Annotated in this window: 20 protein-coding genes and 2 pseudogenes; 14 read left to right on the top strand and 8 right to left on the bottom strand. The window is 47.9% G+C overall.

What is annotated here, in order from left to right; genetic code table 11:
• The first annotated feature begins 6 nt into the window (after positions 1-6).
• From LKE23_RS04565 to LKE23_RS04625, 13 genes and pseudogenes are all read left to right on the top strand, one after another.
• Positions 7-1,272 carry a phage portal protein gene (locus LKE23_RS04565; RefSeq protein WP_291978264.1) on the top strand — a complete coding sequence of 422 codons (1,266 nt, stop codon included), beginning with the start codon at positions 7-9 and terminating at the stop codon, positions 1,270-1,272.
• A pseudogene (locus tag LKE23_RS04570) lies at positions 1,269-1,941 on the top strand (head maturation protease, ClpP-related). The gene LKE23_RS04565 and the pseudogene LKE23_RS04570 overlap by 4 nt, the downstream one beginning before the upstream one ends.
• A 19-nt stretch (positions 1,942-1,960) precedes the next feature.
• Positions 1,961-3,139, top strand: a complete 1,179-nt coding sequence (locus tag LKE23_RS04575; protein ID WP_291978333.1) for a phage major capsid protein — start codon at positions 1,961-1,963, stop codon at positions 3,137-3,139.
• Positions 3,140-3,155: 16 nt separating this feature from the next.
• On the top strand, positions 3,156-3,434 hold the full coding sequence (locus LKE23_RS04580) for a head-tail connector protein (protein ID WP_291976146.1): 279 nt from the start codon (positions 3,156-3,158) through the stop codon (positions 3,432-3,434).
• Positions 3,435-3,818, top strand: a complete 384-nt coding sequence (locus LKE23_RS04585) for a phage head closure protein (RefSeq protein WP_006916668.1) — start codon at positions 3,435-3,437, stop codon at positions 3,816-3,818.
• Complete coding sequence (locus LKE23_RS04590; RefSeq protein ID WP_291976147.1) at positions 3,805-4,215, top strand: phage holin family protein; 411 nt, start codon at positions 3,805-3,807, stop codon at positions 4,213-4,215. The genes LKE23_RS04585 and LKE23_RS04590 overlap by 14 nt, the downstream gene beginning before the upstream one ends.
• A 475-nt stretch (positions 4,216-4,690) precedes the next feature.
• On the top strand, positions 4,691-4,924 hold the full coding sequence (locus LKE23_RS04595) for an SHOCT domain-containing protein (RefSeq protein ID WP_291976148.1): 234 nt from the start codon (positions 4,691-4,693) through the stop codon (positions 4,922-4,924).
• Positions 4,925-4,959: 35 nt separating this feature from the next.
• Entirely contained in the window at positions 4,960-6,621 is a 1,662-nt protein-coding gene (locus tag LKE23_RS04600) for a recombinase family protein (RefSeq protein ID WP_291976149.1), read from the top strand.
• On the top strand, positions 6,614-8,212 hold the full coding sequence (locus LKE23_RS04605) for a recombinase family protein (RefSeq protein WP_291976150.1): 1,599 nt from the start codon (positions 6,614-6,616) through the stop codon (positions 8,210-8,212). The genes LKE23_RS04600 and LKE23_RS04605 overlap by 8 nt, the downstream gene beginning before the upstream one ends.
• A gap of 124 nt (positions 8,213-8,336) precedes the next feature.
• The gene (locus tag LKE23_RS04610) at positions 8,337-8,639 is read left to right on the top strand and encodes a hypothetical protein (RefSeq protein WP_263316704.1); all 303 of its coding nucleotides are present in this window, start codon (positions 8,337-8,339) and stop codon (positions 8,637-8,639) included.
• Positions 8,614-9,483: an IS1380 family transposase gene (locus tag LKE23_RS04615; RefSeq protein ID WP_291976151.1), complete on the top strand. Its 870-nt coding sequence runs from the start codon at positions 8,614-8,616 to the stop codon at positions 9,481-9,483. The genes LKE23_RS04610 and LKE23_RS04615 overlap by 26 nt, the downstream gene beginning before the upstream one ends.
• A 27-nt stretch (positions 9,484-9,510) precedes the next feature.
• Positions 9,511-9,993 carry a Dps family protein gene (locus LKE23_RS04620; RefSeq protein ID WP_002822190.1) on the top strand — a complete coding sequence of 161 codons (483 nt, stop codon included), beginning with the start codon at positions 9,511-9,513 and terminating at the stop codon, positions 9,991-9,993.
• A 489-nt stretch (positions 9,994-10,482) separates the two neighbouring features.
• Positions 10,483-10,683, top strand: a complete 201-nt coding sequence (locus tag LKE23_RS04625) for a cold-shock protein (protein ID WP_047767872.1) — start codon at positions 10,483-10,485, stop codon at positions 10,681-10,683.
• A 95-nt stretch (positions 10,684-10,778) separates the two neighbouring features.
• Here the strand turns inward: LKE23_RS04625 and LKE23_RS04630 are convergent.
• A pseudogene (locus LKE23_RS04630) lies at positions 10,779-11,201 on the bottom strand (ISL3 family transposase); the annotation flags it as partial.
• Positions 11,202-11,465: 264 nt separating this feature from the next.
• Here LKE23_RS04630 and LKE23_RS04635 point away from each other — a divergent pair.
• Positions 11,466-12,596: an IS30 family transposase gene (locus LKE23_RS04635; protein ID WP_291976173.1), complete on the top strand. Its 1,131-nt coding sequence runs from the start codon at positions 11,466-11,468 to the stop codon at positions 12,594-12,596.
• 423 nt (positions 12,597-13,019) lie between these two features.
• Here LKE23_RS04635 and rlmD read toward each other — a convergent pair whose 3' ends face one another.
• The 7 genes from rlmD to ligA form a co-directional block, all read right to left on the bottom strand.
• Complete coding sequence (gene rlmD / locus LKE23_RS04640) at positions 13,020-14,396, bottom strand: 23S rRNA (uracil(1939)-C(5))-methyltransferase RlmD (protein WP_291976174.1); 1,377 nt, start codon at positions 14,394-14,396, stop codon at positions 13,020-13,022.
• A 119-nt stretch (positions 14,397-14,515) separates the two neighbouring features.
• The gene (locus LKE23_RS04645) at positions 14,516-15,523 is read right to left on the bottom strand and encodes a diacylglycerol kinase (RefSeq protein WP_291976175.1); all 1,008 of its coding nucleotides are present in this window, start codon (positions 15,521-15,523) and stop codon (positions 14,516-14,518) included.
• A gap of 15 nt (positions 15,524-15,538) precedes the next feature.
• Positions 15,539-16,963: an Asp-tRNA(Asn)/Glu-tRNA(Gln) amidotransferase subunit GatB gene (gene gatB, locus LKE23_RS04650; RefSeq protein WP_291976177.1), complete on the bottom strand. Its 1,425-nt coding sequence runs from the start codon at positions 16,961-16,963 to the stop codon at positions 15,539-15,541.
• A 1-nt stretch (position 16,964) separates the two neighbouring features.
• Positions 16,965-18,437, bottom strand: a complete 1,473-nt coding sequence (gene gatA / locus LKE23_RS04655; RefSeq protein WP_291976178.1) for an Asp-tRNA(Asn)/Glu-tRNA(Gln) amidotransferase subunit GatA — start codon at positions 18,435-18,437, stop codon at positions 16,965-16,967.
• The gene (gene gatC, locus LKE23_RS04660) at positions 18,437-18,754 is read right to left on the bottom strand and encodes an Asp-tRNA(Asn)/Glu-tRNA(Gln) amidotransferase subunit GatC (RefSeq protein ID WP_267200884.1); all 318 of its coding nucleotides are present in this window, start codon (positions 18,752-18,754) and stop codon (positions 18,437-18,439) included. Before gatC ends, gatA begins: the two co-directional genes overlap by 1 nt.
• A gap of 138 nt (positions 18,755-18,892) precedes the next feature.
• The gene (locus LKE23_RS04665; RefSeq protein ID WP_291976179.1) at positions 18,893-20,005 is read right to left on the bottom strand and encodes a CamS family sex pheromone protein; all 1,113 of its coding nucleotides are present in this window, start codon (positions 20,003-20,005) and stop codon (positions 18,893-18,895) included.
• Positions 20,006-20,007: 2 nt separating this feature from the next.
• Positions 20,008-22,047, bottom strand: a complete 2,040-nt coding sequence (gene ligA, locus LKE23_RS04670; protein ID WP_291976180.1) for an NAD-dependent DNA ligase LigA — start codon at positions 22,045-22,047, stop codon at positions 20,008-20,010.
• Between the last annotated feature and the right edge of the window lie 14 nt (positions 22,048-22,061).

Below are 22,061 nucleotides of genomic sequence, written 5' to 3' on the forward strand. Positions count from 1 at the left end.
GATGCCATGAGTCTATTTAATAAATTGTTCCATACCAATAAAGCTTCACCCAAAAACACCCTATCCAGCACCATGTCATTTTTCTTCGGCAGTTCGATGGCTGGCCAAAATGTGACCGAACGCACCGCAATGCAGAATACAGCAGTTTATGCTTGTGTGCGAGTCTTGGCTGAAGGATTAGCTGAACTGCCACTCCATATTTATCAATACACCAGTGATGGTGGCAAACAGCGGGCAACTAACCACCCGCTTTATTTTTTGCTTCATGATGCGCCAAATCCAGAAATGACCAGTTTTATCTTCCGTGAAACTTTGATGAACCATCTCTTACTGTGGGGTAATGCTTATGCTCAGATCATTCGAAACGGTCAGGGCCAGATCACTGGGCTCTATCCTTTGATGCCAGATCGAATGGACGTTAACCGTGCTGCCAACGGTGAAATCTACTATACCTATACCCGCAACTATGATGATTACCAAGCAAACAATAAATCGAAGCAAGTCATTCTCTTATCCGATGAAGTCCTTCATATCGCAGGGTTAGGATTTGATGGTTTGATCGGCTATAGTCCAATTGCGATGGCCAAGAATGCGATTGGATTATCCATGGCCGCCGAACAATATGGAGCCACTTTCTTCAAAAATGATGCCACGCCTGGTGGTGTTCTCGAGCACCCTAATGTAGTCAAAGATCCTGAACGGCTTCGGAAAAGTTGGCAGTCACAATTTTCGGGATCTAATAATCACAGCATTGCTGTCTTGGAGGAAGGAATGACTTTTCACCAGCTTTCCATTCCACCCGACCAAGCGCAATTCCTTGATACCCGAAAATTCCAACTCGACGAAATTGCCAGAATTTTTCGTGTTCCACCGCATATGGTTGGTGGCCTAGACCGTTCAACTTTCTCAAATATTGAGCAGCAATCACTAGAATTCGTAAAGTACACCCTGAACCCTTGGTGCATTCGCTGGGAACAAGCTATGAATCAACAGCTACTTTCCGCTGATGATCAACGAAAGTTCTTCGTCAAATTCAATGTTGATGGACTACTACGTGGCGATTACGAAAGCCGAATGAATGGCTATGCAATTGGACGCCAAAATGGTTGGTTGTCTGCAAATGATATTCGGGAACTTGAAGATCTTAACCGCATCCCTACTAATGAAGGCGGTGACGAATACTTGGTAAATGGCAATATGCTACCACTCAACCAAGCTGGTAACTTCTATAATTCTCAACCATCTAAAGAAAGTGAGGAACCGAAAGAATGAAACGTTTCTGGAACTGGAGCGGTCCTCAAAATCAACGTGTCTTAACTATCAACGGTACGATTGCTGAAGATAGCTGGGTTGATGATGAAGTCACTCCCCAAGTATTTCAAGATGAATTAAGTCAAGGGAAAGGGCCAATCAATCTCTGGTTAAATTCTCCCGGTGGTGACTGTGTCGCTGCCAGTCGCATTTACACGATGCTAATGAATTATCCCGATGACGTGAACGTCAAGATTGACGGTATCGCTGCTTCAGCGGCATCAGTTATCGCCATGGCAGGAACAAAAGTTTCCATGGCTCCAACCGCGATGATCATGATCCATAATCCATTAACCATTGTTGGTGGACAAAAAGAAGATCTTGATCAAGCTGCACAGATGCTAGCTGAAACCAAAGAATCAATCATTAATGCCTATGAGCTTAAAACAAATCTACCCCGCGAGAAGATTTCAGCCATGATGGATGACGAAACCTGGATGAACGTTAACAAGGCCATCGAGTTAGGCTTTGCTGATGATATGCTAGGTCAAAATAAAGATATCACAGATTGTTATTCCTATTCGGATAAGCAATCGGATCTCGTTGTCCTCAATAAACTCAAACGAACAAGCAAAATCTAATATCTCTGTAAAGTCGCTGCAAAAGCGGCTTTCTTTGTTATCACACTAATTTTTAGGAGGACTTATCAATGAGTAAAATTACTGAATTACAAGAAAAGCGTGCCCGTATTTGGAAACAAGCAAAGGATTTCCTAGATGCTAAGCAAAAGGAATCAGATGTACTCTCAGCCGAAGACAATGCCCGCTATGAAAAGATGGAGCAAGAAGTTGTCGACTTAGGTAAGGAAATCAATCGACGGCACAAGCAGGCAGAAATTGAAGTGGCACTGAACCAACCTACCTGTAAGGCCCTTACTAATTCCCCAACTGCTGATCAGCTACCAAAGAGACAGGATGCTTATGCAAAAGATTTCTGGAAAATGATGCGTGGACATGCCGTCATGGATGCTCTTAAGGAAGGTGCGGACCCCGATGGTGGTTTCTTAGTGCCCGACGAATTTGAAAACCAACTTATCCAAAAGTTGCAAGAAGCAAACGTGCTGCGAACGATCAGTCACGTCATCCAAACCAATAGCGGCGAACACAAGATCCCGGTTGTTGCCAGCGAAGGAACAGCTGCTTGGCTTGAAGAAGAAGCAGCCTACACAGAGTCCAACACGCAATTTAGTCAGGTGTCACTAGGCGCCCATAAGTTAGGAACCCTAATCAAAGTGTCGGAAGAATTACTAAACGATTCCGCATTTGATTTGATGTCCTATCTCTCTGATGAATTTGGCCGCCGACTCGGTAATGCCGAAGAACAAGCCTTTTTAACCGGTACCGGTACTGGTCAACCTACTGGCATCTTAACTGACACTAATGGTGCTTCAGCCGGATCCACAGCTGCTAAGGCCGATACGTTAACTTTTGATGATTTGATCGACCTTTTCTATTCCTTAAAGGCGCCATACCGTCAAAATGCTGTCTTTTTGATGAACGATGACACTGTGAAGGCCATCCGCAAGATGAAGGATAAGAATGACCAGTACATTTGGCAACCTTCCGTTCAGGCGGGCCAACCAGACCGAATCCTCAATTGCCCGGTTTATACTAGTCCGTTCATGCCAACCATGGCCGCATCTAATAAGCCAGTGCTCTTTGGTGATTTCAATTACTATTGGATTGCTGATCGTCAAGGTCGAACCTTCAAGCGTCTCAATGAACTTTATGCCGTAACTGGTCAAGTCGGTTTCTTGGGCTCGCAACGAGTAGATGCCAAAGTCATCCTCCCAGAAGCCATTAAGACTCTCGCCATGGCTGCTAAGTAGAAAGGACTGATGTAATGTGGCTGCTATTACTTTGGCCGAAGCAAAAGCCTACCTAAGAGTTGATAACACAACTGAAGATGACCTCATCACAAAGTTGATTGGATCAGCAACTGCTACCGTCGAAAATGTCCTTCGTCAGCCTCTATCAGCATTCGATTCCCTTCCTGATGATATTCACACGGCAATCCTTTATACCGTGGCCTACCTTTACGAATATCGGGAAACCGCCGATTTTGATGCCATGATCAAATTTCTTCGAGCCATCTTGTCCCCTTACCGGAAGGAGGAATTTTAAATGCAACAGCAAAACAAACGGGTCAGTAAGATTGCTGATATTGGTGAATTAGATCGCCGTATTACGCTGATGAAAAAGAAATATGTCGGCGAAAATCCTAATACTGGAATGTCGATGTACAAGGATGTTCGCTTAGGCGATGTGTGGGCAAAAGTTTCTGCTCTGCATGGTCAAGAATATTACACGGCGGTTACGGTCAAATTGGAAAAGCAATTGTCCTTTATTATTCGATATCGTGATGATATTGACGAAGAAACCAACATTTGGTTTGAAGGTCGTGGCTACAATATTGGCTTTATTGATGATGTCAAATATAACCATGAGTACTTGGAAATTAAGGCCGAGTATTCGAGAGGAGTTGATGATCCGAATGAAGACAACTAGTTTAACGGTAATTAATACTTGCTTTGGTGCAATTGGTGCTTTTCTCGGCTGGCTCTTAGGCGGGCTAGATGGTTTCTTATATGTTCTCTTGATTTTTATGGTCGTGGACTATATCACCGGAGTGCTTTGTGCCATTAATGAGCATAAGCTCTCCAGCGAGATTGGCTTTCGTGGGCTTACGCGCAAAGTATTAATCCTATTGTTAGTTGGCATTGCACATTGCCTTGATATTTACCTATTAAAGAATGGTTCAGCAATCCGTACCGCTACTATTTTCTTCTATATCTCTAATGAAGGTATTTCTCTATTAGAAAATATAAGCCGTCTGGGGCTACCCGTACCTGATAAATTGAAAAGTGTTCTCCAACAATTGCACGATAAGGACGATAATAACTAACTTTTGCCTGTGGACTGCGGTCTGCAGGCTTTTTGTTGTTTCTATGGTAAAATATCATCAGGTCTGAAATGGTGGGTCGCTCCCAACATGGAAGGCTTAGTGATAAGGACATGGTCGCATCACCCTTCAACTATTCCTGATAACGCGAGGTGATGACTATGTTAATTTGGAAAGAATCGAGGACTCGGCATTACTGCCGCCATAGTTATCGTGGCAGTCGGCCAGTTGATCATTGACTGCGCCAAAGCCTACGCGATAATAAAAAAAGCCAACCATAACGGTTAGCTTCATCCTCGATCATTCCTGATCACGCTTGAGGGTAACGAGATGCAGCTCGTTGCTCTCTTTTCTTTTATTATGATAGCTGATCTATCCTATTTTTTCAACTTTTTAGCTGGCAGTTTTCTGTCAGCTTTTTTCTTTTACCATGGTTTACTTTTCGACCTCCGCTGGCTTATCAGTGGAGGTAATTAAGATGACCAAACAAGTTAAAGAAGTAACTCATCAACCACTGACGTCGATCAATACAACAATTTCGCAAAAGCAATTGCTAAATGACTTACATTATCGACAATCCAAACAGATCATCCAGAATCTGCTTAATAAAGGCTTAATCTCGCCCACCGAATTTAAGGACATTGATGCCTTAAACAAGCAGTCATTTCCACCATTATTAGGGCCCGGAAACGTTGATACATCAGGTCTCTAGAGCTAACATACCACACTGATGAAAGGAGGTTTGTCATGTCAACCATTACTAAAATCCAAAGCTACCATCGTGATGCCAAGCAACTCCGTGTAGCGGCCTATTGTCGAGTTTCAACTGACAACGTTGAACAACTTGAAAGTCTTGAGAATCAGCGTGAACACTATCAAAAATACATTAGCAATCAACCAAACTGGCAGTTAGCTAAGATCTATTACGATGAAGGAATCTCGGGTACCAAATTGACAAAGCGTGATGCCTTAAAAGAATTACTAGCTGATTGTCATAATCACCGAATTGACCTCGTAATTACCAAGTCGATCAGCCGCTTATCACGGAATACAACCGATTGTTTACGAATCGTTCGAGAGTTACAACAGCTGAACATCCCGATTATCTTTGAAAAGGAACATATCAACACTGGAGCAATGGCCAGCGAATTATTTCTCTCAATTCTCAGCAGTATTGCTCAGGATGAATCTCATTCGACTGCAGGAAATTTACGCTGGTCAATCAGGCAACGTTTCGCTAGTGGTGAGTTTCGAGTATCCTCTGCTCCCTATGGATATTCAATTGAGGATGGCAACTTAGTTATCGATTCAGTGGAAGCCGGGGTTGTGCGAGAAATTTTTCAACAATTTTTAAGCGGGATGTCAGCTAGTCAAATTGCTAGAAAACTGAATCACAGCCATGTCGCAACAAAGCGTGGTGGTCAATGGCGAAGTAACACCGTGATTAACATCTTACGAAACTGTAATTACACCGGTGATATGCTCTGCCAAAAGACTTATCGTGATGATCAATATCACCGTCATTTTAATCAAGGTGAACTCACTCAATACTTAATTGAAAACCATCATCCAAGTTTGATCAGTCACCAAGCCTTCGATCAAGCTCAGAAAATAATTAAGGAAAATGCGCAAAAGCGCCACATTGAAGTCGGTACTCACAAGTATCAGCAACATTATCCTTTCTCAGGAAAAATCATCTGTGGATATTGCAGTACCACCTTTAAGCGACAAACCAGACCTAATAAAATCTGTTGGGCATGTCAAAAGCACTTAAAGTCTGCAAAGCAATGCCCGATTAAAGCAATTAGTGAAGAAAGTTTGGAAGCCGCCTTCTGCAGCATGATGAATAAGTTAATCTTCAGCCAGAAGTTCCTACTGCAACCATTTCTTGAAGAACTACAAAATCAAGCTAATAGCAATTCCAATGGTGAATTAGGAAAATTGGCTGAGCAAATCAAAGCTAACGACCATAAGGCCGAAACGCTAACCCGATTGATGCAAACTGGGCTGCTCGACAAGGCCATTTATGTTAACCAAACGGCCAAACTAGAACAAGACGCTTATCAATGCCGACAAAAGATCAAACTACTGAATAGTCAAAATACTGATTCAGCCAACGATTTTGAAGAAGTCAGGTCTTTACTGCGTTGGTGCCAGAAAGGGCAAACGCTAACCAGCTTTAATCCCAACTTATTTCAAACTTTTGCACAGCAAATCATTGTCAACGATCCGACTGAAGTGATCTTTAAACTCAAATGTGCCTTGGAATTAACTGAAAAACTAACCAAGAAAGCCGCAGTCTATCAACAATTCTACCGTGGCATCATTAAGCAACGGTTCAATGAACCAATCAAGCAAGCCGAATATTTGTACAGCATTATCGAAAGTGAAGGTGATTTAATTGGGTAAAGTACACATTATCCCAGCCCACCAGCAAAAAGGAAATACTATTCATCAGCGGCGTAGTCAACATCCATTTGACCAACTCCGAGTGGCCGCTTATTGCCGGGTTTCGACCGACTATGATGAGCAAGCTAGCTCCTACGAAACTCAGGTAGCTCACTACAAAGAGCTAATTCAAAAGAAACCAACCTGGGAATTTGCAGGTATCTATGCTGATGATGGAATCTCCGGAACCAACACCAAGAAACGGGAACAATTCAATAAAATGATTGCGGCCTGTAAAGCCGGTAAAATTGACTTAATTGTCACCAAGTCAATTAGCCGATTTGCTCGAAATACTATTGATTGCCTGAAGTATATCCGGGACTTAAAAGCTATCAATGTGGCGATCTTCTTTGAAAAGGAAAACATCAACACCATGGACGCCAAGGGTGAAGTTCTGATTACCATCATGGCTTCCCTTGCTCAACAAGAAAGTGAGTCCTTATCACAAAACGTCAAGATGGGGATTCAGTACCGCTATCAGCAAGGAAAAGTATTCGTGAATCATAATCACTTCCTGGGCTATACCAAGGATGCTCAAGGTAACTTGGTAATTGAACCGGAAGAAGCCAAGGTTATTAAACGGATCTTCTATAGCTACTTAAATGGAATGAGCATGAAGCAAATCGCTGATTCACTCAAAGCTGATGGTATTCTGACTGGTGGCAAAACAAAAAATTGGCGCTCTAGCAGCGTGGCTAAAATCCTAAAAAATGAAAAATACATTGGTGATGCCCTTTTACAGAAGACTTACACCGTTGATTTTCTTAATAAAAAACGAGTGAAGAATGAAGGCATCATGCCACAATACTACGTGGAGAATGATCACCCGGCGATTATTCCCAAGTCTGTTTTCATGCAAGTACAGCAGATCATCAAACAGCGCCGAAATGGTATCACTACTAAGAACGGTAAGCATAGGCGCCTTAACGGTAAATATTGCTTCTCTCAAAAAATATTTTGTGGTAAGTGCGGTGATATCATGCAGCGAAACATGTGGTATCGACCAGAGAAAGTAGCAGTCTGGCGCTGCGCCAGTCGGATAAGGAGAAGTAAAACTGGTCGCCGCTGCATGATTCGAAACGTTAAAGAACCCCTTCTAAAAGAAGCTACTATTGAGGCTTTTAACCAGCTCATTGAAGGGCATGAGTTAGCCAACAAACAAATCAAAGCCAACATCATGAAGGTCATCGAGAACTCCAAAGGACCAACACTCGATCAAATCAACCAACAGTTGGAAGAGGTACAGATGAAGCTCATCCAGGCTGCCAATCAGCATCAAGACTGCGACGCGCTAACCCAGCAAATTATGGACCTGCGGAAGCAAAAAGAAAAAGTCCAAAGTCGTGAAACTGATCAACAAGCCAAACTACACAGCCTTGATGAAATTAACAAATTAGTCGAATTGCACAAGTATGGCTTAGTTGACTTTGATGAACAATTGGTTCGTCGCTTGGTAGAAAAAATCACCATCTTCCAACGCTACATGGAATTCACGTTCAAAGATGGTGAAGTAATTAGACCTGAATTATGCATATCTTTTCCTAAACCTTAACGAGAATGCTGCTACACCATAGTTTTATCTTTGATTGAGGGTTTCACCAAAATGGTGTACCAAAAAAGCACCTTCCGTGTTATTGTTATAGCGACCAAACAATAACGAACACAGGAGATGCCTCATGACTAACTTACACGAAACCCAACTGCGATTCAACCCTAAAATCAAAATTAAGACTGATGATGTTCAACTTTCAAATAACGCAGGCCTGTTGTTTTACGCCGAATTTAAGCACGCAGCTGGTCTTGACCAAATTATTGATCAAGCGGCGGCACAATTAAGCGAAAAACATATTGGCCCTCATTATTCTAAAACTAGCTTACTCAATCAAATGCTGGAACTGAATATTGCCGGTTACGGCAATGATGTCGCGGCCGACGCGCTACAACGACCCAGTCATGAAACAGGTCCATGGGACGACTGATTTAGCACCACAACCGACTATTTCTCGTTTTTTAAGTGCGCTAACTTGTGATGATGTTCTGCACTTGAACCGTTTGATTTTAACTTTGGCGCTCGATTATATCAGTACTAAACATATTGACACGGTCATGCTTGATGTTGATTCGACGCATTGTGATACCTTTGGTCATCAAGAAGCTGCTAGTTTCAATGCGCATTATGGGGTTACTGGTTTCCATCCGCTAGTGGCCTATATCGCGCAGCTGAATTTGCTTTTAGGAATCAAGCAACGTCCAGGCAATCAGTACACCAGCACTGGTGTCAAAGAATTCTTAGCCCCGATCTTTGCGGCTTTTTGTGAATTGCCGTTTGATGTTCAGTTGATTTTACGCGGTGATAGTGGTTTTGCGACGCCTGAGCTTTATACGCTCTGCGAATTTTATGATGTAAAATATGTGATCCGCCTGAAGCAAAACGCCGCTTTAGACCAACTAGCTGATGAATTCACACCAGTAGTGCCCAAGCATTTTGATCAGAATTCGGTCATCTATGGTGAATTCAACTACGCGGCCAAGAGCTGGTCGATTGATCGACGTGTCCTAGTAAAATCGACGCATCAAGTAGGCGAACTATTCTTTGAACGGCAATATATGGTCACTAATATGACTGAAGCCGGGGTCAAATTATTGTACTTAGCCTATCAAAAGCGTGGGGCCATGGAAAACCTGATCAAAGAAAGTAAAGCAGGCTTTTTTATGGATAAGACGAATAGCCACACCGTAGCAATTATCGAAGATTTATACCGCCAATGGACCCAAGTATTTTATTTGAAAAGCGCTTTCACAACTGTTATAGTATTAGTGTAACCAATAGTTATGAAGAGGGGGTTCATTATGACAACTTACAATTATGACTTTCCAAAATCAAAAGCACAACTCAATCAACTGATTGCCGATATCAGCCAATTAAAGGTCAACGTTCAACAAACACACTGGTATATGCGCGGTGAAAACTTCTTCCGTCTCCATCCGCTGATGGACGAATATGGCGATCAACTAAGCGAACAGCTCGATCAAATTGCAGAACGCTTGATTGCTTTAAATGGTAGCCCACTGGCAACAACTCACGAATTCATTGAAAATACTGGCCTACCAGATGACAAAGTCGCTTTTGATCAATTAACGATGACTGAATTCATGCAACGGCTAGTTGATCAATTCAAGTACCTACGTGACCAATACCAAAAAGGAATCGAAGTTACTGACGAAGAAAAAGACTTCCCAACTCAAGATATGCTTAATGGCTTCAAGGATGAAACCGATAAAAATATTTGGATGATCAGTGCTTATCTAGGCAAAGCACCATTCGCTGACTAATATAAAAGACCATATGGCTATAAACGAGTAGCAATATGGTCTTTTCTTATGCTGAAAAAATAGCAACCAATAACACGACAATAACTCCCTGAATTATTCACCATAAGTTCTCCAAGCACAGTGTCACCCCGTTATCATGGGCGGTACTGTGTTTTTTATTTTTCACCTTTTTAGAGCAGAAAAAATCACCATCTTCCAACCTGTAGTTAACCGTTAACAAATAGTCATCCACCAGTAACTGTAACTCTTTTGAGGAACTTACCCAATTATTTATCACACTGAGCAACTCCGATTGAACATCATTATAGTCATATAAAAAACTGTACGCTTGAATTATTTAGGGTTGCATACAGCGAATTAAAGTGTTAAAATTATTCAGATTAACACATCAGGAAGTTATAAGTATCATTCATTTTTGCTATCTATTATTTTCTTAGATGTTAATTCAATTTGGTTACTTTGGTTTGATTCCTAGGAGGATATATATATATGCAAAATGGTACTGTAAAATGGTTTAATGCTGATAAGGGCTATGGGTTTATCTCTGGTTCAGATGGTAAAGATGTATTCGTACACTTTTCATCAATTAAAACTAACGGTTTTAAGAGTCTTGAGGAAGGGCAAAAAGTTAGTTACGATGTTGAACAAGCCGATCGAGGACCTCAAGCGACTAATGTTGTTCCACAATAATTTGTCTAATATTATGAAGAACTGCTTTTGATGGAGCAGTTCTTTTTTTATGGCTCTTCGTCAAAAAGTACTGATAGAAAAATTTGAATAACTTTTCAAACAGCTCGTGTCTGAGATTGGACATGAGCTGTTCTTTTATTCTTCCAGTTGATGGCAAAGTATGAGTTAGGAAGGGCAAGCAGGATTTGAGCCCGAAAATTAAAGAAGTTACGAAAGCCATAAGCAGTTCGTTTAATAACTTTGATCTTATTGTTAGTTCCTTCGACTGGACCATTCGTGTAGTCACCATATTTAAAGCTGGTGATAATCTCTTTACGATTCCTCCGGAGAGTCCGTTGAACTTTTTGAAGTGATTGGGGAAGCTGGGTCCATTTAATCGCGAGTAAATGATTGAGTTCATCCTTACTACGATGATTGATCGCGAGAATAAGGTCCTGATAATAACGATAAGCTTGTTTAAGATCATCATTGAAAGCCAGTAAGCGTTGAATAACTTCAACGTCGGTCAACTGAGTATACTCTATTGTAGCAGACTATTGAAAACGTTTACTTATTTTTGCTGATTATTCCAACTTTAAATCGGCTTGACTGACCATAGTATCAACCTTCAATTCATGGATTGTATATTCAGTTGAAATTTGTGATAAATGATGATTAACATTTATTGGTAGATTATAGAATGAAGTTAGCCACCCAGTTGGTGGTAAATAAAAAACGCCATTCGGCGTGACATCAGGTATCATATTAAGTGAACCAAACCTATATGAAAGGATGTCCGTCAAATGACGCACTTAAATGATACCATGTCTACTATTTTATTGACTACTCATAAAAAGAATGCTCATCTTACTAAAGAAGAACGTGTGATGATTGCGACTTTAAAGTCGCAAGGACTTTCCAATCGCGCAATTGGTCGCCAATTAGGAGTTAATCATCAAACAATTAATAACGAGCTCAACCGTGGTACGGTCCGCCAACTTCGTCGTCAAAAATCTAATGGTAAGATTTACGAATATTCTTACTACATCTATAGTTATGAAGCTGGTCAGGCCACATATCTTGAACATCACCGCCATTCTGGTCGTCGTCGCTTATATTATTCTTCAAAGCAATTTTTACGATTAGCTGATCAGCTAATGCTTGGTGAGTTTGACGACCACCATTACTCCCCACAAGCGGTTATTTATAAGGCTCGAGATTTAATGAATGATGGCACCCTGATCCCAAAGTCGGTTGTAACTTTATATCAATGGATTAATGAGGGTGTGCTTCGTACGTCCAATTTAGACCTCTTTGAAAAACCTAAACGTAAGCATCATCAAACTCATCCGCAAGCTAAAAGGTGCTTAGGGCCTAATATTGCTCAACGACCTCAAACTGCGGACCAACGGTCCGAAATTGGCCATTGGGAACTGGATACAGTTCAGGGACAGAAAAACGGTAATGACAGTGTTGTACTAGTAATGACTGATCGCCTTTCACGAGTTAATATCACGAGTAAAATTGCTGGTAAAACTGCGCATGCAGTAAATCAGTTCTTTATAAATTTGCGCCAGAAAATGGGCACAGATGCTTACTATCGCATTTTTAAGACAATAACCTCTGACAACGGTTCAGAATTTAGTGAGTTAACACAAGTTCACGATCATGTTTTCTATGCTGATCCGTATTCCCCTTGGGAACGTGGATCCAATGAGATCAATAACCGGTTTCTCCGCAAGGAGATTACCAAAGGTGAAGCTATAAATAACTATAGTAGTGCTCAGATCATAGCGACTAATGATTGGATGAATCACTATCCACGAGCTATGTTTAATGGACATTCGTCAATGGATATCTATCGTAAGGCCTTCTACCAAGAGATATCACAGCTCCATCAACCAATAATCAATTGGTCAGTATTATTTATTTGAGTCCAGTGGCTAACTTATTCTTGAAATTTAGGATTAACATTTATTTCTTGCATAGCTGATTTATCCTTAAAAAAGAATAATTTTTGTCATACACGTCGAGTATACAACTCTCCTGCGAATTTTCGATATTTTAACCGAATTAGCATAAATTCAATATTATTTTCGTTGACTCACTCCTTGGTACCAAACTGACCGATTCGTACATACCACAAACGCTACCATATCAAGGCTCACTTCTACTTTCACTACCATAATCAACACAACCTGCCAAACTGGACATTCGCACACTCGACTATCGAAATAGGACATAGAACACTCGACCCGCCAGCTTCAAATAGAAGAAGTGTACTATTTCCAATAGTTCAGAAGGGAAAAAGTACACTTTCAATCATCTATAAATACCGTCAGAGCGCGGTTTATCGGCTATTTTTCTGTACGTTCAAGGACTGTAACGCTCTCGACATGCGTAGTCTGCGGGAACTGATCCACCGGCTGAATCGGCTTCGTCACATGGTAGCCGACCTCAGCAAAACGCTGAATATCGCGCACCAGGGTCGCCGGGTTGCAGGAAACGTAGATCACCTTTTGCGGTCCCATCTCGCCGGTTGCTTCAATCAGCGATTCCGCCAGGCCCTTACGCGGCGGGTCCACGATCACGACATCCGGCTTCAGGCCCGCCGCCTGCCACTTGGCAAACTGCTCCTCCGCCTTGCCGACGACAAACTTGGCGTTCTTGATTCCGTTGCGTTTAGCATTGTGCTTGGCATCGTCAATCGCTGCCGGGACAATCTCAACCCCGTAGACCTGCTTGGCGTGCTTAGCCACCGCCAGCGAAATCGTTCCGATCCCACAATAGGCGTCGATCACCGTCTGACTGCCGTCCAACCCCGCATTGTCGATTGCCGTCTGGTAGAGGCGCTCAGTCTGTTGCGGGTTAACCTGGTAGAAGGACAGCGGCGAAATCGCAAAGTCGATCCCCAATAACTGGTCGTGGATCTCACTGGCGCCCCACAGCGTCTTGTCGGTGTCGCCGAGCAAGCGGTTGGTCTTCTTGTCGTTGATGTTTTGGACAATCGACTTGACTTCCGGCACCCCGGCCACGATTCCGTCGACAATCTGTTCCTCCATCGGCAGGCGCTTCGTGTTGGTGACCAGCACCACCATCATCTCGTGACTATAGTAACCGCGGCGCACCATCACCGTCCGGATGACGCCCTTGCCGGTCCGCTCGTCGTACGGCGTCACGTGGTACTTGCGCAGAAGGTCCCGCACCACCACAATCGCCTGGTCAATCTTCGGATCCTGGATGTAGAAGTCCTCAATCGGCACCAGGGTGTGGCTGCCCCGCTTGTAGAAGCCAGTCTCCAGCTGGCCCCGCACCGTCTTCACCGGCACCTGGGCCTTGTTCCGGTAGTGGTAGGGCGTGTCCATCCCCATCGTCGGCAGCACCTTGATCTCATCGAGGTGGGCCTTCTCCAGCAGCTCCTCAATCTGATGCTGCTTAAACTTCAGCTGGGCCGCATACTTCAGGTGCCCCAGCGGCGCAATCCCGGTCTGGATGTAGGCCTTGTCCTTGACGTCGACCCGGTCCGGGCTCTTAGTCTGCCACTCCATCACCCGCCCCCAGGCAAAGTTACGCGTCACCTTGGTCACCCTGATCGTCACCTGTTCCCCGGGCAGGGCGTTGGGCACGAAGACCGGGAAGTCGTCGACCTTGACCACCCCGTTGCCCTGGTAGGTCAGATCAACCACGGTGCCCTGATAATCATTGTTTTTATGTACTGGTACTTGAACCTTCATTTCTTTTCCTCCATCGAAAATCTCTGCTCTCTATTATATAACGACCGCTTTTCTTCCCTCAACTGGGACGCTAAAAAGGGATTGTGAACGCCGCTTTTGGCATTCACAATCCCTTTATTTTACTTTTTCTCTTCTTGGTTCATCTTGTCGACACCCTCAACGAAGTCCTTCTCGACCCGCTTGAAGTCCGCCGATTCGGTGATCGCGTCGTCCGGAATCTCGTCTAGGTTGGCGATTACCTCAATGTGCTGCTTCAGGTCGTGGAACTTCATCGGCGCGTCACCACCGTATTCCCCGTCGAGGTTGATCATCAAGCGATCATCCGGGTTCAGTGGCGTCACCTCGACGTCGGTTGCCTTGGCGTAGATGATGCCGGGGTCGCCAATGTGCTTCCCCTGCAGGGCCTTGGCCATCAGGCTCATCATGTCGACCAGACCGCTCTTCTTGACGATGATCATGGTGAACTTCCCGTCATCCAAGGCGGCGTCCGGCACGATCTGCTCGAAGCCCCCGACCGAATTCGTCAGGGCGAGGAAGAGCGTCGAGGCCTGGCCCCGGTACTCCTGACCATCGTACTTGATGTCGACGTCAACCGGCTTGATCCGTGGCAGGAGTTCCGCCCCCTTGGCAAGGTAGGCGGCGTAGCCAAAGAGCGACTTCATCTGGGATGGCACGTCGTAGGTCAGCTCCGTCAGCGTCCCCCCGGCGGCGATATTCATGAAGTAGTTCTCGCCAGCCTGGCCAATGTCGATCTTGAACTTCTTGTTCTTGCGCAAGATCAGCTTGGCCGCCGCGATCGGATCATCACGCGGAATCCGCAGTGCCCGCGCGTAATCGTTGGTCGTCCCGGCCGGAATGATCGCCATTGTCGGTCGGTGTTCCAGCCCGGCGATCCCGTTGACCACCTCGTTTAACGTCCCGTCACCACCGGCGGCCACGATCAGGTCAAAGCCCTCCTCGGCCGCCCGCCGTGCCTCGTTCTTCGCTGAGTTCGGCGCCGGTGTGGTCGCAAAGGCACTGGTTTCGTAACCGGCCTGCTCGTAGATCGCCAGGATGTCAACCAGGTCGCTGCGCAGGGCTTCCCGGCCGGAAGTCGGGTTATAAATTACTCGTGCTCGTTTTCGCATGAGATCACCTCCAGCTTAGATGTTGGCCAGTGACTTCTTCAGCAGCTGGGTAACCATCTGTGGGTTGGCCTTCCCGTGGGTCTGCTTCATGATCTGACCCATCAGGAAACCGAATGCCCGGTTCTTCCCGTTCTTGTAATCGTCGATTGACTGCTGGTTGTTGGCCAGGACATCGTCAACGATTGGCTGCAGCTGGGCTGGGTCGGACAGCTGAACCAGGCCGTGTTCCTTGGCGTAGGCATTTGGTTCCTCGCCGTTCATGATTCCCTTGAAGACCTTCTTGGCCATCTTAGAGGAAATCGTGCCGTCTTCGATCAGCTTAACCATCCCCGCCAGGTTGGCCGGCGTCAGCTTGGTATCCTGCAGGTCGACGTGGTTGTCGTTCATGTAGGAGTTCACGTCGTTCATCAGGTAGTTGGCCAGGCGCTTCGGGTCACCGCCGTCCTTGACCGCTTCCTCGAAGAAGTCGGACATTTCCTTGGTCTGGGTCAGGACCATGGCGTCGTAGTCGGTCAGCCCGAGATCGTCGACGTAGTGCTTGCGCCGTTCACCCGGCATGACTGGCATTTCGGAAGCAATCTCCTGAATCCATTCGTCGCTGACGTTCAAGTCCGGAATATCTGGTTCTGGGAAGTAACGGTAGTCGTCGGCCCCTTCCTTGGACCGCATGGCAACCGTCGTCCCGGTTGGTTCATCGTAACGCCGCGTTTCCTGGGCGATGTGGCCACCGGACATCAGGAGGTTCTGGTGCCGCTTTTCTTCGTAGGCCAGGGCCTTGCGGACGTAGTTGAAGGAGTTGATGTTCTTCATTTCGGTCTTGGTCCCGAACTTGTCGGAGCCCACCGGCCGGATGGAGATGTTGGTGTCGACACGCATCGACCCTTCTTCCATCTTCACGTCGGAGATCCCGGTGAACTGGATCCGCTGGCGCAGGGCTTCCAGGTAGGCGACCGCTTCTTCTGGGGAAGCGATGTCCGGCTTGGAGACGATTTCGATCAGTGGCGTCCCCTGCCGGTTCAGGTCAACGTAGGAGTACTTGCTGGTGTGGGTGTTCTTCCCGGCATCCTCTTCGATGTGCATCTCTTCGATCCCGATCTTCTTCTTTTTGCCGTCGACCTCGATCTCGATCCAGCCGTCGTGGGCGATTGGCGTGTCGGACTGGGTGATCTGGTAGGCCTTCGGGTTGTCCGGGTAGAAGTAGTTCTTCCGGTCGAAGTGCATGTGGTGGGCAATCTGGGCGTGCAGTGCCAGCCCGGCCATGATCCCGTCACGCACAACGCCCTTGTTCAGGGTTGGCAATACGCCGGGGTATCCCCAGTCGATCACGTTGGTGTTTTCGTTTGGCTGGTCACCATACTCAACCGGTGATGGACTGTAGATCTTGGAATTGGTCTTTAATTCAACGTGGACTTCGAGCCCGATCGTAGTTTGAAAGTTCATCTTAGTTTTGCCCCCCTAACTTTGGTGCTTTCTTGTGAAAGTCAGTGGTTTGTTCAAAGACGTAACCAGCGTTGTAGATGGTCTGCTCGTCGAACGGCTTCCCGATGATCTGCAGGCCAACTGGCATCCCGTTCTTGCTGGAGAAGCCGGCCGGAACGGACATCGATGGCAGACCGGCCATGTTAACTGGGACGGTCAGGACATCGTTCATGTACATCTTCTTTGGATCGTCAACTTCGGCACCAATCTTGAAGGCCGTCGAAGCGCCGGTAGCCCCGAGGATCAGGTCGTGGTCCTTGAAGACATCGTCAAAGTCCTGGGCGATCAGGCGACGAACCTTGGCCGCCTTGTTGAAGTAGGCGTCGTAGAACCCGGCGGACAGGGAGAAGGTCCCCAGCATAATCCGCCGCTTGACTTCTTCACCGAAGCCTTCCGTCCGGGAACGAACGTAAACGTCTTCCAGGTTCTTAACATCCTTGGCCCGGTAGCCGTAACGAATCCCGTCGTAACGCTGCAGGTTGGAGCTGGCTTCGGATGAGGCCAGGATGTAGTAAGCCGGAACCCCGTACTTAGTGTGTGGCAGGGTGACTTCGTCGATGACTGCCCCGAGGGATTCGAGGTGGTCGAGGGCGGCCTTGATAACTTCGTGAACGTCCTCGTCAAGGTCATCGAAGTATTCCTTCGGTACGGCAATCCGCAGACCCTTGACGCTCGTGCTGTCGTTCAAGTTGGCAGCCCAGTCTGGCACTTCCTTCAATGAGGAGGTCATGTCGTGCTCGTCGTTGCCGGCAATCAGGCTCGTCAGGTAGGCATTGTCCTTGACGGTCCGGGTCAACCAGCCGACCTGGTCAAAGCTGGAACCAAAGGCAATGATCCCCCACCGGGAAACACGGCCATAGGTTGGCTTCATGCCGACCACGCCGTTGAAGGAGGCTGGCATCCGGATGGAACCACCGGTATCGGTCCCCAGTGCCCCGAGAACGTCGCCTGCCGCAACGGCCGCCGCGGAACCACCTGAAGAACCGCCGGGTACCCGGGTCAGGTCCCACGGGTTGTGGGTGGTGAAGAAGGCGGAGTTTTCCGTCGAGGAACCCATGGCAAATTCATCCAGGTTGGTCTTCCCAACGTTGATGAAGCCGGCCTGGTTCAGCCGTTCCACCACCGTGGCGTCATAAACTGGGTTGAAGTTTTCCAGGATCTTGGAAGCGGCCGTCGTCTTCAGGCCCTTGGTCAAGATGTTATCCTTAACCGCCAACGGCACCCCGGAGACCAGTTGCTGGGCGCTCACGCCCGCGTTGTCAATCTCTGCTGCCCGCTTCATGGCGGCGTCCTCGTTCAGGGTCAAGAAGGCCTTGACCTGGTCGTCGTTGGCCTTGATGTGGTCAAAGGTGGCCTTCGTCAGTTCGGTGGCGCTGATCTTCTTGTTGACCAGGTCGTCATGCAACTGGGTCAGATCGGTTTGATAGAAATCCATTATTCGCCGTCCTCACTTTCGTCAATGATTGCTGGAACTCTAATGTAGCCGTCATCCGCGTCCGGTGCGTTCTTAAAGATCGCTTCCCGTTCTTCCTTCGATGATCTAACGGCCTTGTCTTCGCGCATGACGTTTACCCGGTCGGTTGCTGACGTCATTGGCTCGACGCCATCGGTATCAACCGCCTGGAGGTCTTCGAACATGTCGATAATGTTTCCTAATTGAGTGGTAAACTGACCAAGCTCGTCCTTCGGGAATTCAAGCTTGGCAAGTTCAGCAACGTGTTGTACCTGTTGCTCAGTGATTTTACTGGCCATTCTCTCTACCTCTTTTCCAGTAATTTTGTTTGCATACATTTTATAATTTTAGCACACTCTCGCCCGGTTTTTTACCGCCAAGGGTCCTGAAAACAAAATCAGTCCGTGGTTTTCACCAACGAACTGATTTTGTTGATCTTAATACGACGTGAGCACGTGAGTCCGGAAGGTATCAGAGCCGCTGTCCCGGTAGACGATCGCCTGCATCTCGGAGTCGGATTGGATCCGGATGTCAATCGGAATCCCGTTTGGCAGGTACTTCTTGGCTGCCCGGGCGATGTACTGGGTGAAGCTGGTGATTTCAGACTGGCTGTAGAACTGGGTCGTGACGGTGATGTGCATCCCGTTCAGCTGCCCGTTTTTGTATTGTGCCTGAGCCGTAACCCCGCTCAGGTTCGGGAAGAAGCTCTGGATTTGGCTCTTGAAATTGGAGAAGCTGTCGCTGTCGGTCTGGTTGGCACTCGTGGTCGAGTTCGTCGCGCTGGCCTTTGGCAGAACCATCGTCTTGTAGTTCAACTTGTGCCAAGAACTGATCGAGTTGCCCCGGTTCTTGCTGTAGGCAAAGAAGCTCCCGCCGACCAGGCTGTCATCTGGCGCCTGCTTGTAAAGGGCGATGACGATTGGCACGTTGCCAATCTTGGAGTTCTTGCGCATCCGTTTCAGCACCTTGGCCGCGGCGATCTTCCCCTGGCGCTGGACCTCGGCGTCGCTGATCTTCTTGGTGTAGCTTGGCCCATCGGTCTTCTTCTTGTAGTTGTACTCGGAGTTGATCCCGATCCCGATGACGATCCCCTTGAGCTTCATCGAGTTCCCGTTTTCGGTCATGTAGTCCTGTTCCTCAATCTGCTGGATGTATTCCGGATTCGGGTCGCTCTTCTTCCCCTGGGCCGGGTTCAGGCCGTTGGGGTTGCTCTTGGTCTTCCGCCCCAGCCAGGATTCAACCGTGCTGGTGTTCAAGTACTGACCTTCCTGGAAGATGTAGCTCTTCGGCGAGAAGACCAGCTTGGAGACTTCGGTCAGGCCGTTTTCAAAGCTCTTCAGGTTGTACTGGTTGTCGTTTTGGCTGACGTTGACCCCCCGGGCCTTGCTGGTCTTGTAGTGACCGTTCTTGATCACACCCTGGTAGGCACCGCTGCTGTTGCCGGTGGTCGTGTAGTTCTTCGACGACTTGCTGCTCCCACAGGCGGCCAGCACGAAGGTACTCATCACGATGACGGCGGCCGTCGTTAATTTCTTTAGTTTCGCATTCAAAATTAATTTTCCTCCTGCATTGCCTGACGGAAACGGGCCTCGTCCCAGACCGTGATGCCCAGGTCCTGGGCCTTGGTCAGCTTGCTTCCCGCCGCTGTTCCGGCAATGACAATATCAGTTTTCTTTGAAACACTTCCGGTGACCTTGGCGCCGTGATCCTCCAACCACTGCTTGGCCGCGCTGCGGGTCAGCTCTTCCAGCTTCCCGGTGAGCACGACCCGGCGACCGTTCCACGGGCTGTCTTCATCCACCGTCGTCGTTGGTCCCTGGTAGGTGAAGTTCACCCCGGCGTCCCGCAGCTGGTTGATCAGGTCGACCACCTGCGGATTGGCAAAGTAGGTGTGGACGCTCTCACCGATGGTTGGGCCAATGCCGTCAACGTTGGCCACCTCTTCGGCCGACGCTTCCATCAGGTGGTCGAGATCGCCAAAGTGGGCCATGATCAGCCGTGCGGCCTTGGCGCCGACGTGGCGAATCCCTAGGCCAAATAATAAGCGCTCGACAGAATTATTACGACTATTGTCGATTGATGTCAATAGGTTAGTGGCTGATTTGTCCCCAAATTTATCTAAAGTTAACAATTGGTCGTGGTCAAGGTGATACAGATCAGCCACGTCACGGACCATCTTCTTGTCCCAGAGCTGCTGAACGATCTTCGGGCCGAGGCCGTCGATGTTCATCGCGTTCCGGGAGGCGAAGTGGGCCAGGCCCTCCTTGATCTGGGCGGGACACATCGGGTTAATGCAGCGCAGGGCCACTTCATCGTCGAGGTGGACCAGATCCGAGCCACAGACCGGACAGGTAGTCGGCACCACGTATTCCTCACTAGCGGCCGGCCGCTTCTTCAGGTCGACCCGAGAGATCTCCGGAATGATGTCACCGGCCTTGTGGAGGTAGACCGTGTCGCCGAGGCGGATGTCCTTCTCCCGCAGATAATCGGGGTTGTGAAGCGAGGCCCGGCTGACGGTCGTCCCGGCCAATTGAACCGGATCCATCACGGCCGTCGGGGTGACGTTGCCGGTCCGGCCCACCGTCCAGACAATATCTCGAACCACGGTCGCCTGCTCCTCCGGTGGGAACTTGTAGGCAATCTCCCAGCGCGGCACCTTGACCGTGTTGCCCAGGGCCGTCTCGGTATCGAGGTCGTTCACCTTTTCGACGATCCCGTCAATCCCGTAGGACAGCTGGTCGCGCTTGGCCGTGTACTCGTCGATGTAGGTGGTGATCTCTTCTTTATTGTGGACCACCCGGTTGTTCGGGTTGACGGTAAAACCGAGCTCACGCATCCGGTCTAGGGCCGCCGCCTGGGTGGTCACGCCGAGCTTTTGGTACTCCGGCACGTAGTACATGAAGGTCGCCAAATCACGCTTGGCCGTCACCTTAGGATCCAGCTGGCGCAGGCTGCCGGCCGCCGCGTTCCGCGGGTTGGCGAAGACGGGCAGGCCCGCCGCCTCCCGCTCCTGATTCAACTTTACAAAGGACGCCTTGGGCATGTAGCACTCGCCCCGAAACTCCAGGCTCAGTGGCTCCGGCAGCTCGTGGGGTACCGACTTGATCGTCTTCACGTTGGCGGTGACGTCCTCGCCGATCGTCCCGTTGCCCCGGGTCGAGCCCTGGACCAGCTTGCCGTTTTCGTAAACCAGGGACAGCGAGAGGCCGTCGATCTTGAGTTCCAGGTTGTATTCCGGCTCCACCTCAACGTCGCGGTTCTCTTGCTGGCGCTGATTGAAGTCCATCAGCTCGTCGACGGAGAAGACATCCCCCATCGACAGCATCGGGATCTCGTGGCGCACCTTGGTCAGCTGGGTGGTCACCTGGCCACCCACCCGTTGCGTCGGCGAATCGGCCGTCTTCAATTCCGGAAAACGCGATTCCAGCTCGACCAGGCGCTGGTAGGCCCGGTCGTAGACGTAATCCTCGACCGTCGGATTATCCTCTTCGTAGTATTCCTTGCCCCACTGAGTCAGCTGCTTTCTCAAAGGCGCAATCTCTTGTTTGGCCTCATCCAGGCTGAGCTGGCTGACTGGTTGTTCTTTTTCCATTCCTTTAGGCCTCA

The sequence above is a fragment of the Limosilactobacillus sp. genome (genome assembly GCF_022482365.1).
Classification (GTDB): Bacteria; Bacillota; Bacilli; order Lactobacillales; family Lactobacillaceae; genus Limosilactobacillus.

Bases quoted from the DNA above. Each gene is read 5' to 3' on its own strand.
- LKE23_RS04565 (WP_291978264.1), top strand. From the start codon at position 7: ATGAGTCTATTTAATAAATTGTTCCATACCAATAAAGCTTCACCCAAA.
- LKE23_RS04575 (WP_291978333.1), top strand. From the start codon at position 1,961: ATGAGTAAAATTACTGAATTACAAGAAAAGCGTGCCCGTATTTGGAAA.
- LKE23_RS04585 (WP_006916668.1), top strand. From the start codon at position 3,435: ATGCAACAGCAAAACAAACGGGTCAGTAAGATTGCTGATATTGGTGAA.
- LKE23_RS04590 (WP_291976147.1), top strand. From the start codon at position 3,805: ATGAAGACAACTAGTTTAACGGTAATTAATACTTGCTTTGGTGCAATT.
- LKE23_RS04595 (WP_291976148.1), top strand. From the start codon at position 4,691: ATGACCAAACAAGTTAAAGAAGTAACTCATCAACCACTGACGTCGATC.
- LKE23_RS04600 (WP_291976149.1), top strand. From the start codon at position 4,960: ATGTCAACCATTACTAAAATCCAAAGCTACCATCGTGATGCCAAGCAA.
- LKE23_RS04610 (WP_263316704.1), top strand. From the start codon at position 8,337: ATGACTAACTTACACGAAACCCAACTGCGATTCAACCCTAAAATCAAA.
- LKE23_RS04615 (WP_291976151.1), top strand. From the start codon at position 8,614: ATGAAACAGGTCCATGGGACGACTGATTTAGCACCACAACCGACTATT.
- LKE23_RS04620 (WP_002822190.1), top strand. From the start codon at position 9,511: ATGACAACTTACAATTATGACTTTCCAAAATCAAAAGCACAACTCAAT.
- LKE23_RS04625 (WP_047767872.1), top strand. From the start codon at position 10,483: ATGCAAAATGGTACTGTAAAATGGTTTAATGCTGATAAGGGCTATGGG.
- LKE23_RS04635 (WP_291976173.1), top strand. From the start codon at position 11,466: ATGACGCACTTAAATGATACCATGTCTACTATTTTATTGACTACTCAT.
- rlmD (WP_291976174.1), bottom strand. From the start codon at position 14,396: ATGAAGGTTCAAGTACCAGTACATAAAAACAATGATTATCAGGGCACC.
- LKE23_RS04645 (WP_291976175.1), bottom strand. From the start codon at position 15,523: ATGCGAAAACGAGCACGAGTAATTTATAACCCGACTTCCGGCCGGGAA.
- gatB (WP_291976177.1), bottom strand. From the start codon at position 16,963: ATGAACTTTCAAACTACGATCGGGCTCGAAGTCCACGTTGAATTAAAG.
- gatA (WP_291976178.1), bottom strand. From the start codon at position 18,437: ATGGATTTCTATCAAACCGATCTGACCCAGTTGCATGACGACCTGGTC.
- gatC (WP_267200884.1), bottom strand. From the start codon at position 18,754: ATGGCCAGTAAAATCACTGAGCAACAGGTACAACACGTTGCTGAACTT.
- ligA (WP_291976180.1), bottom strand. From the start codon at position 22,047: ATGGAAAAAGAACAACCAGTCAGCCAGCTCAGCCTGGATGAGGCCAAA.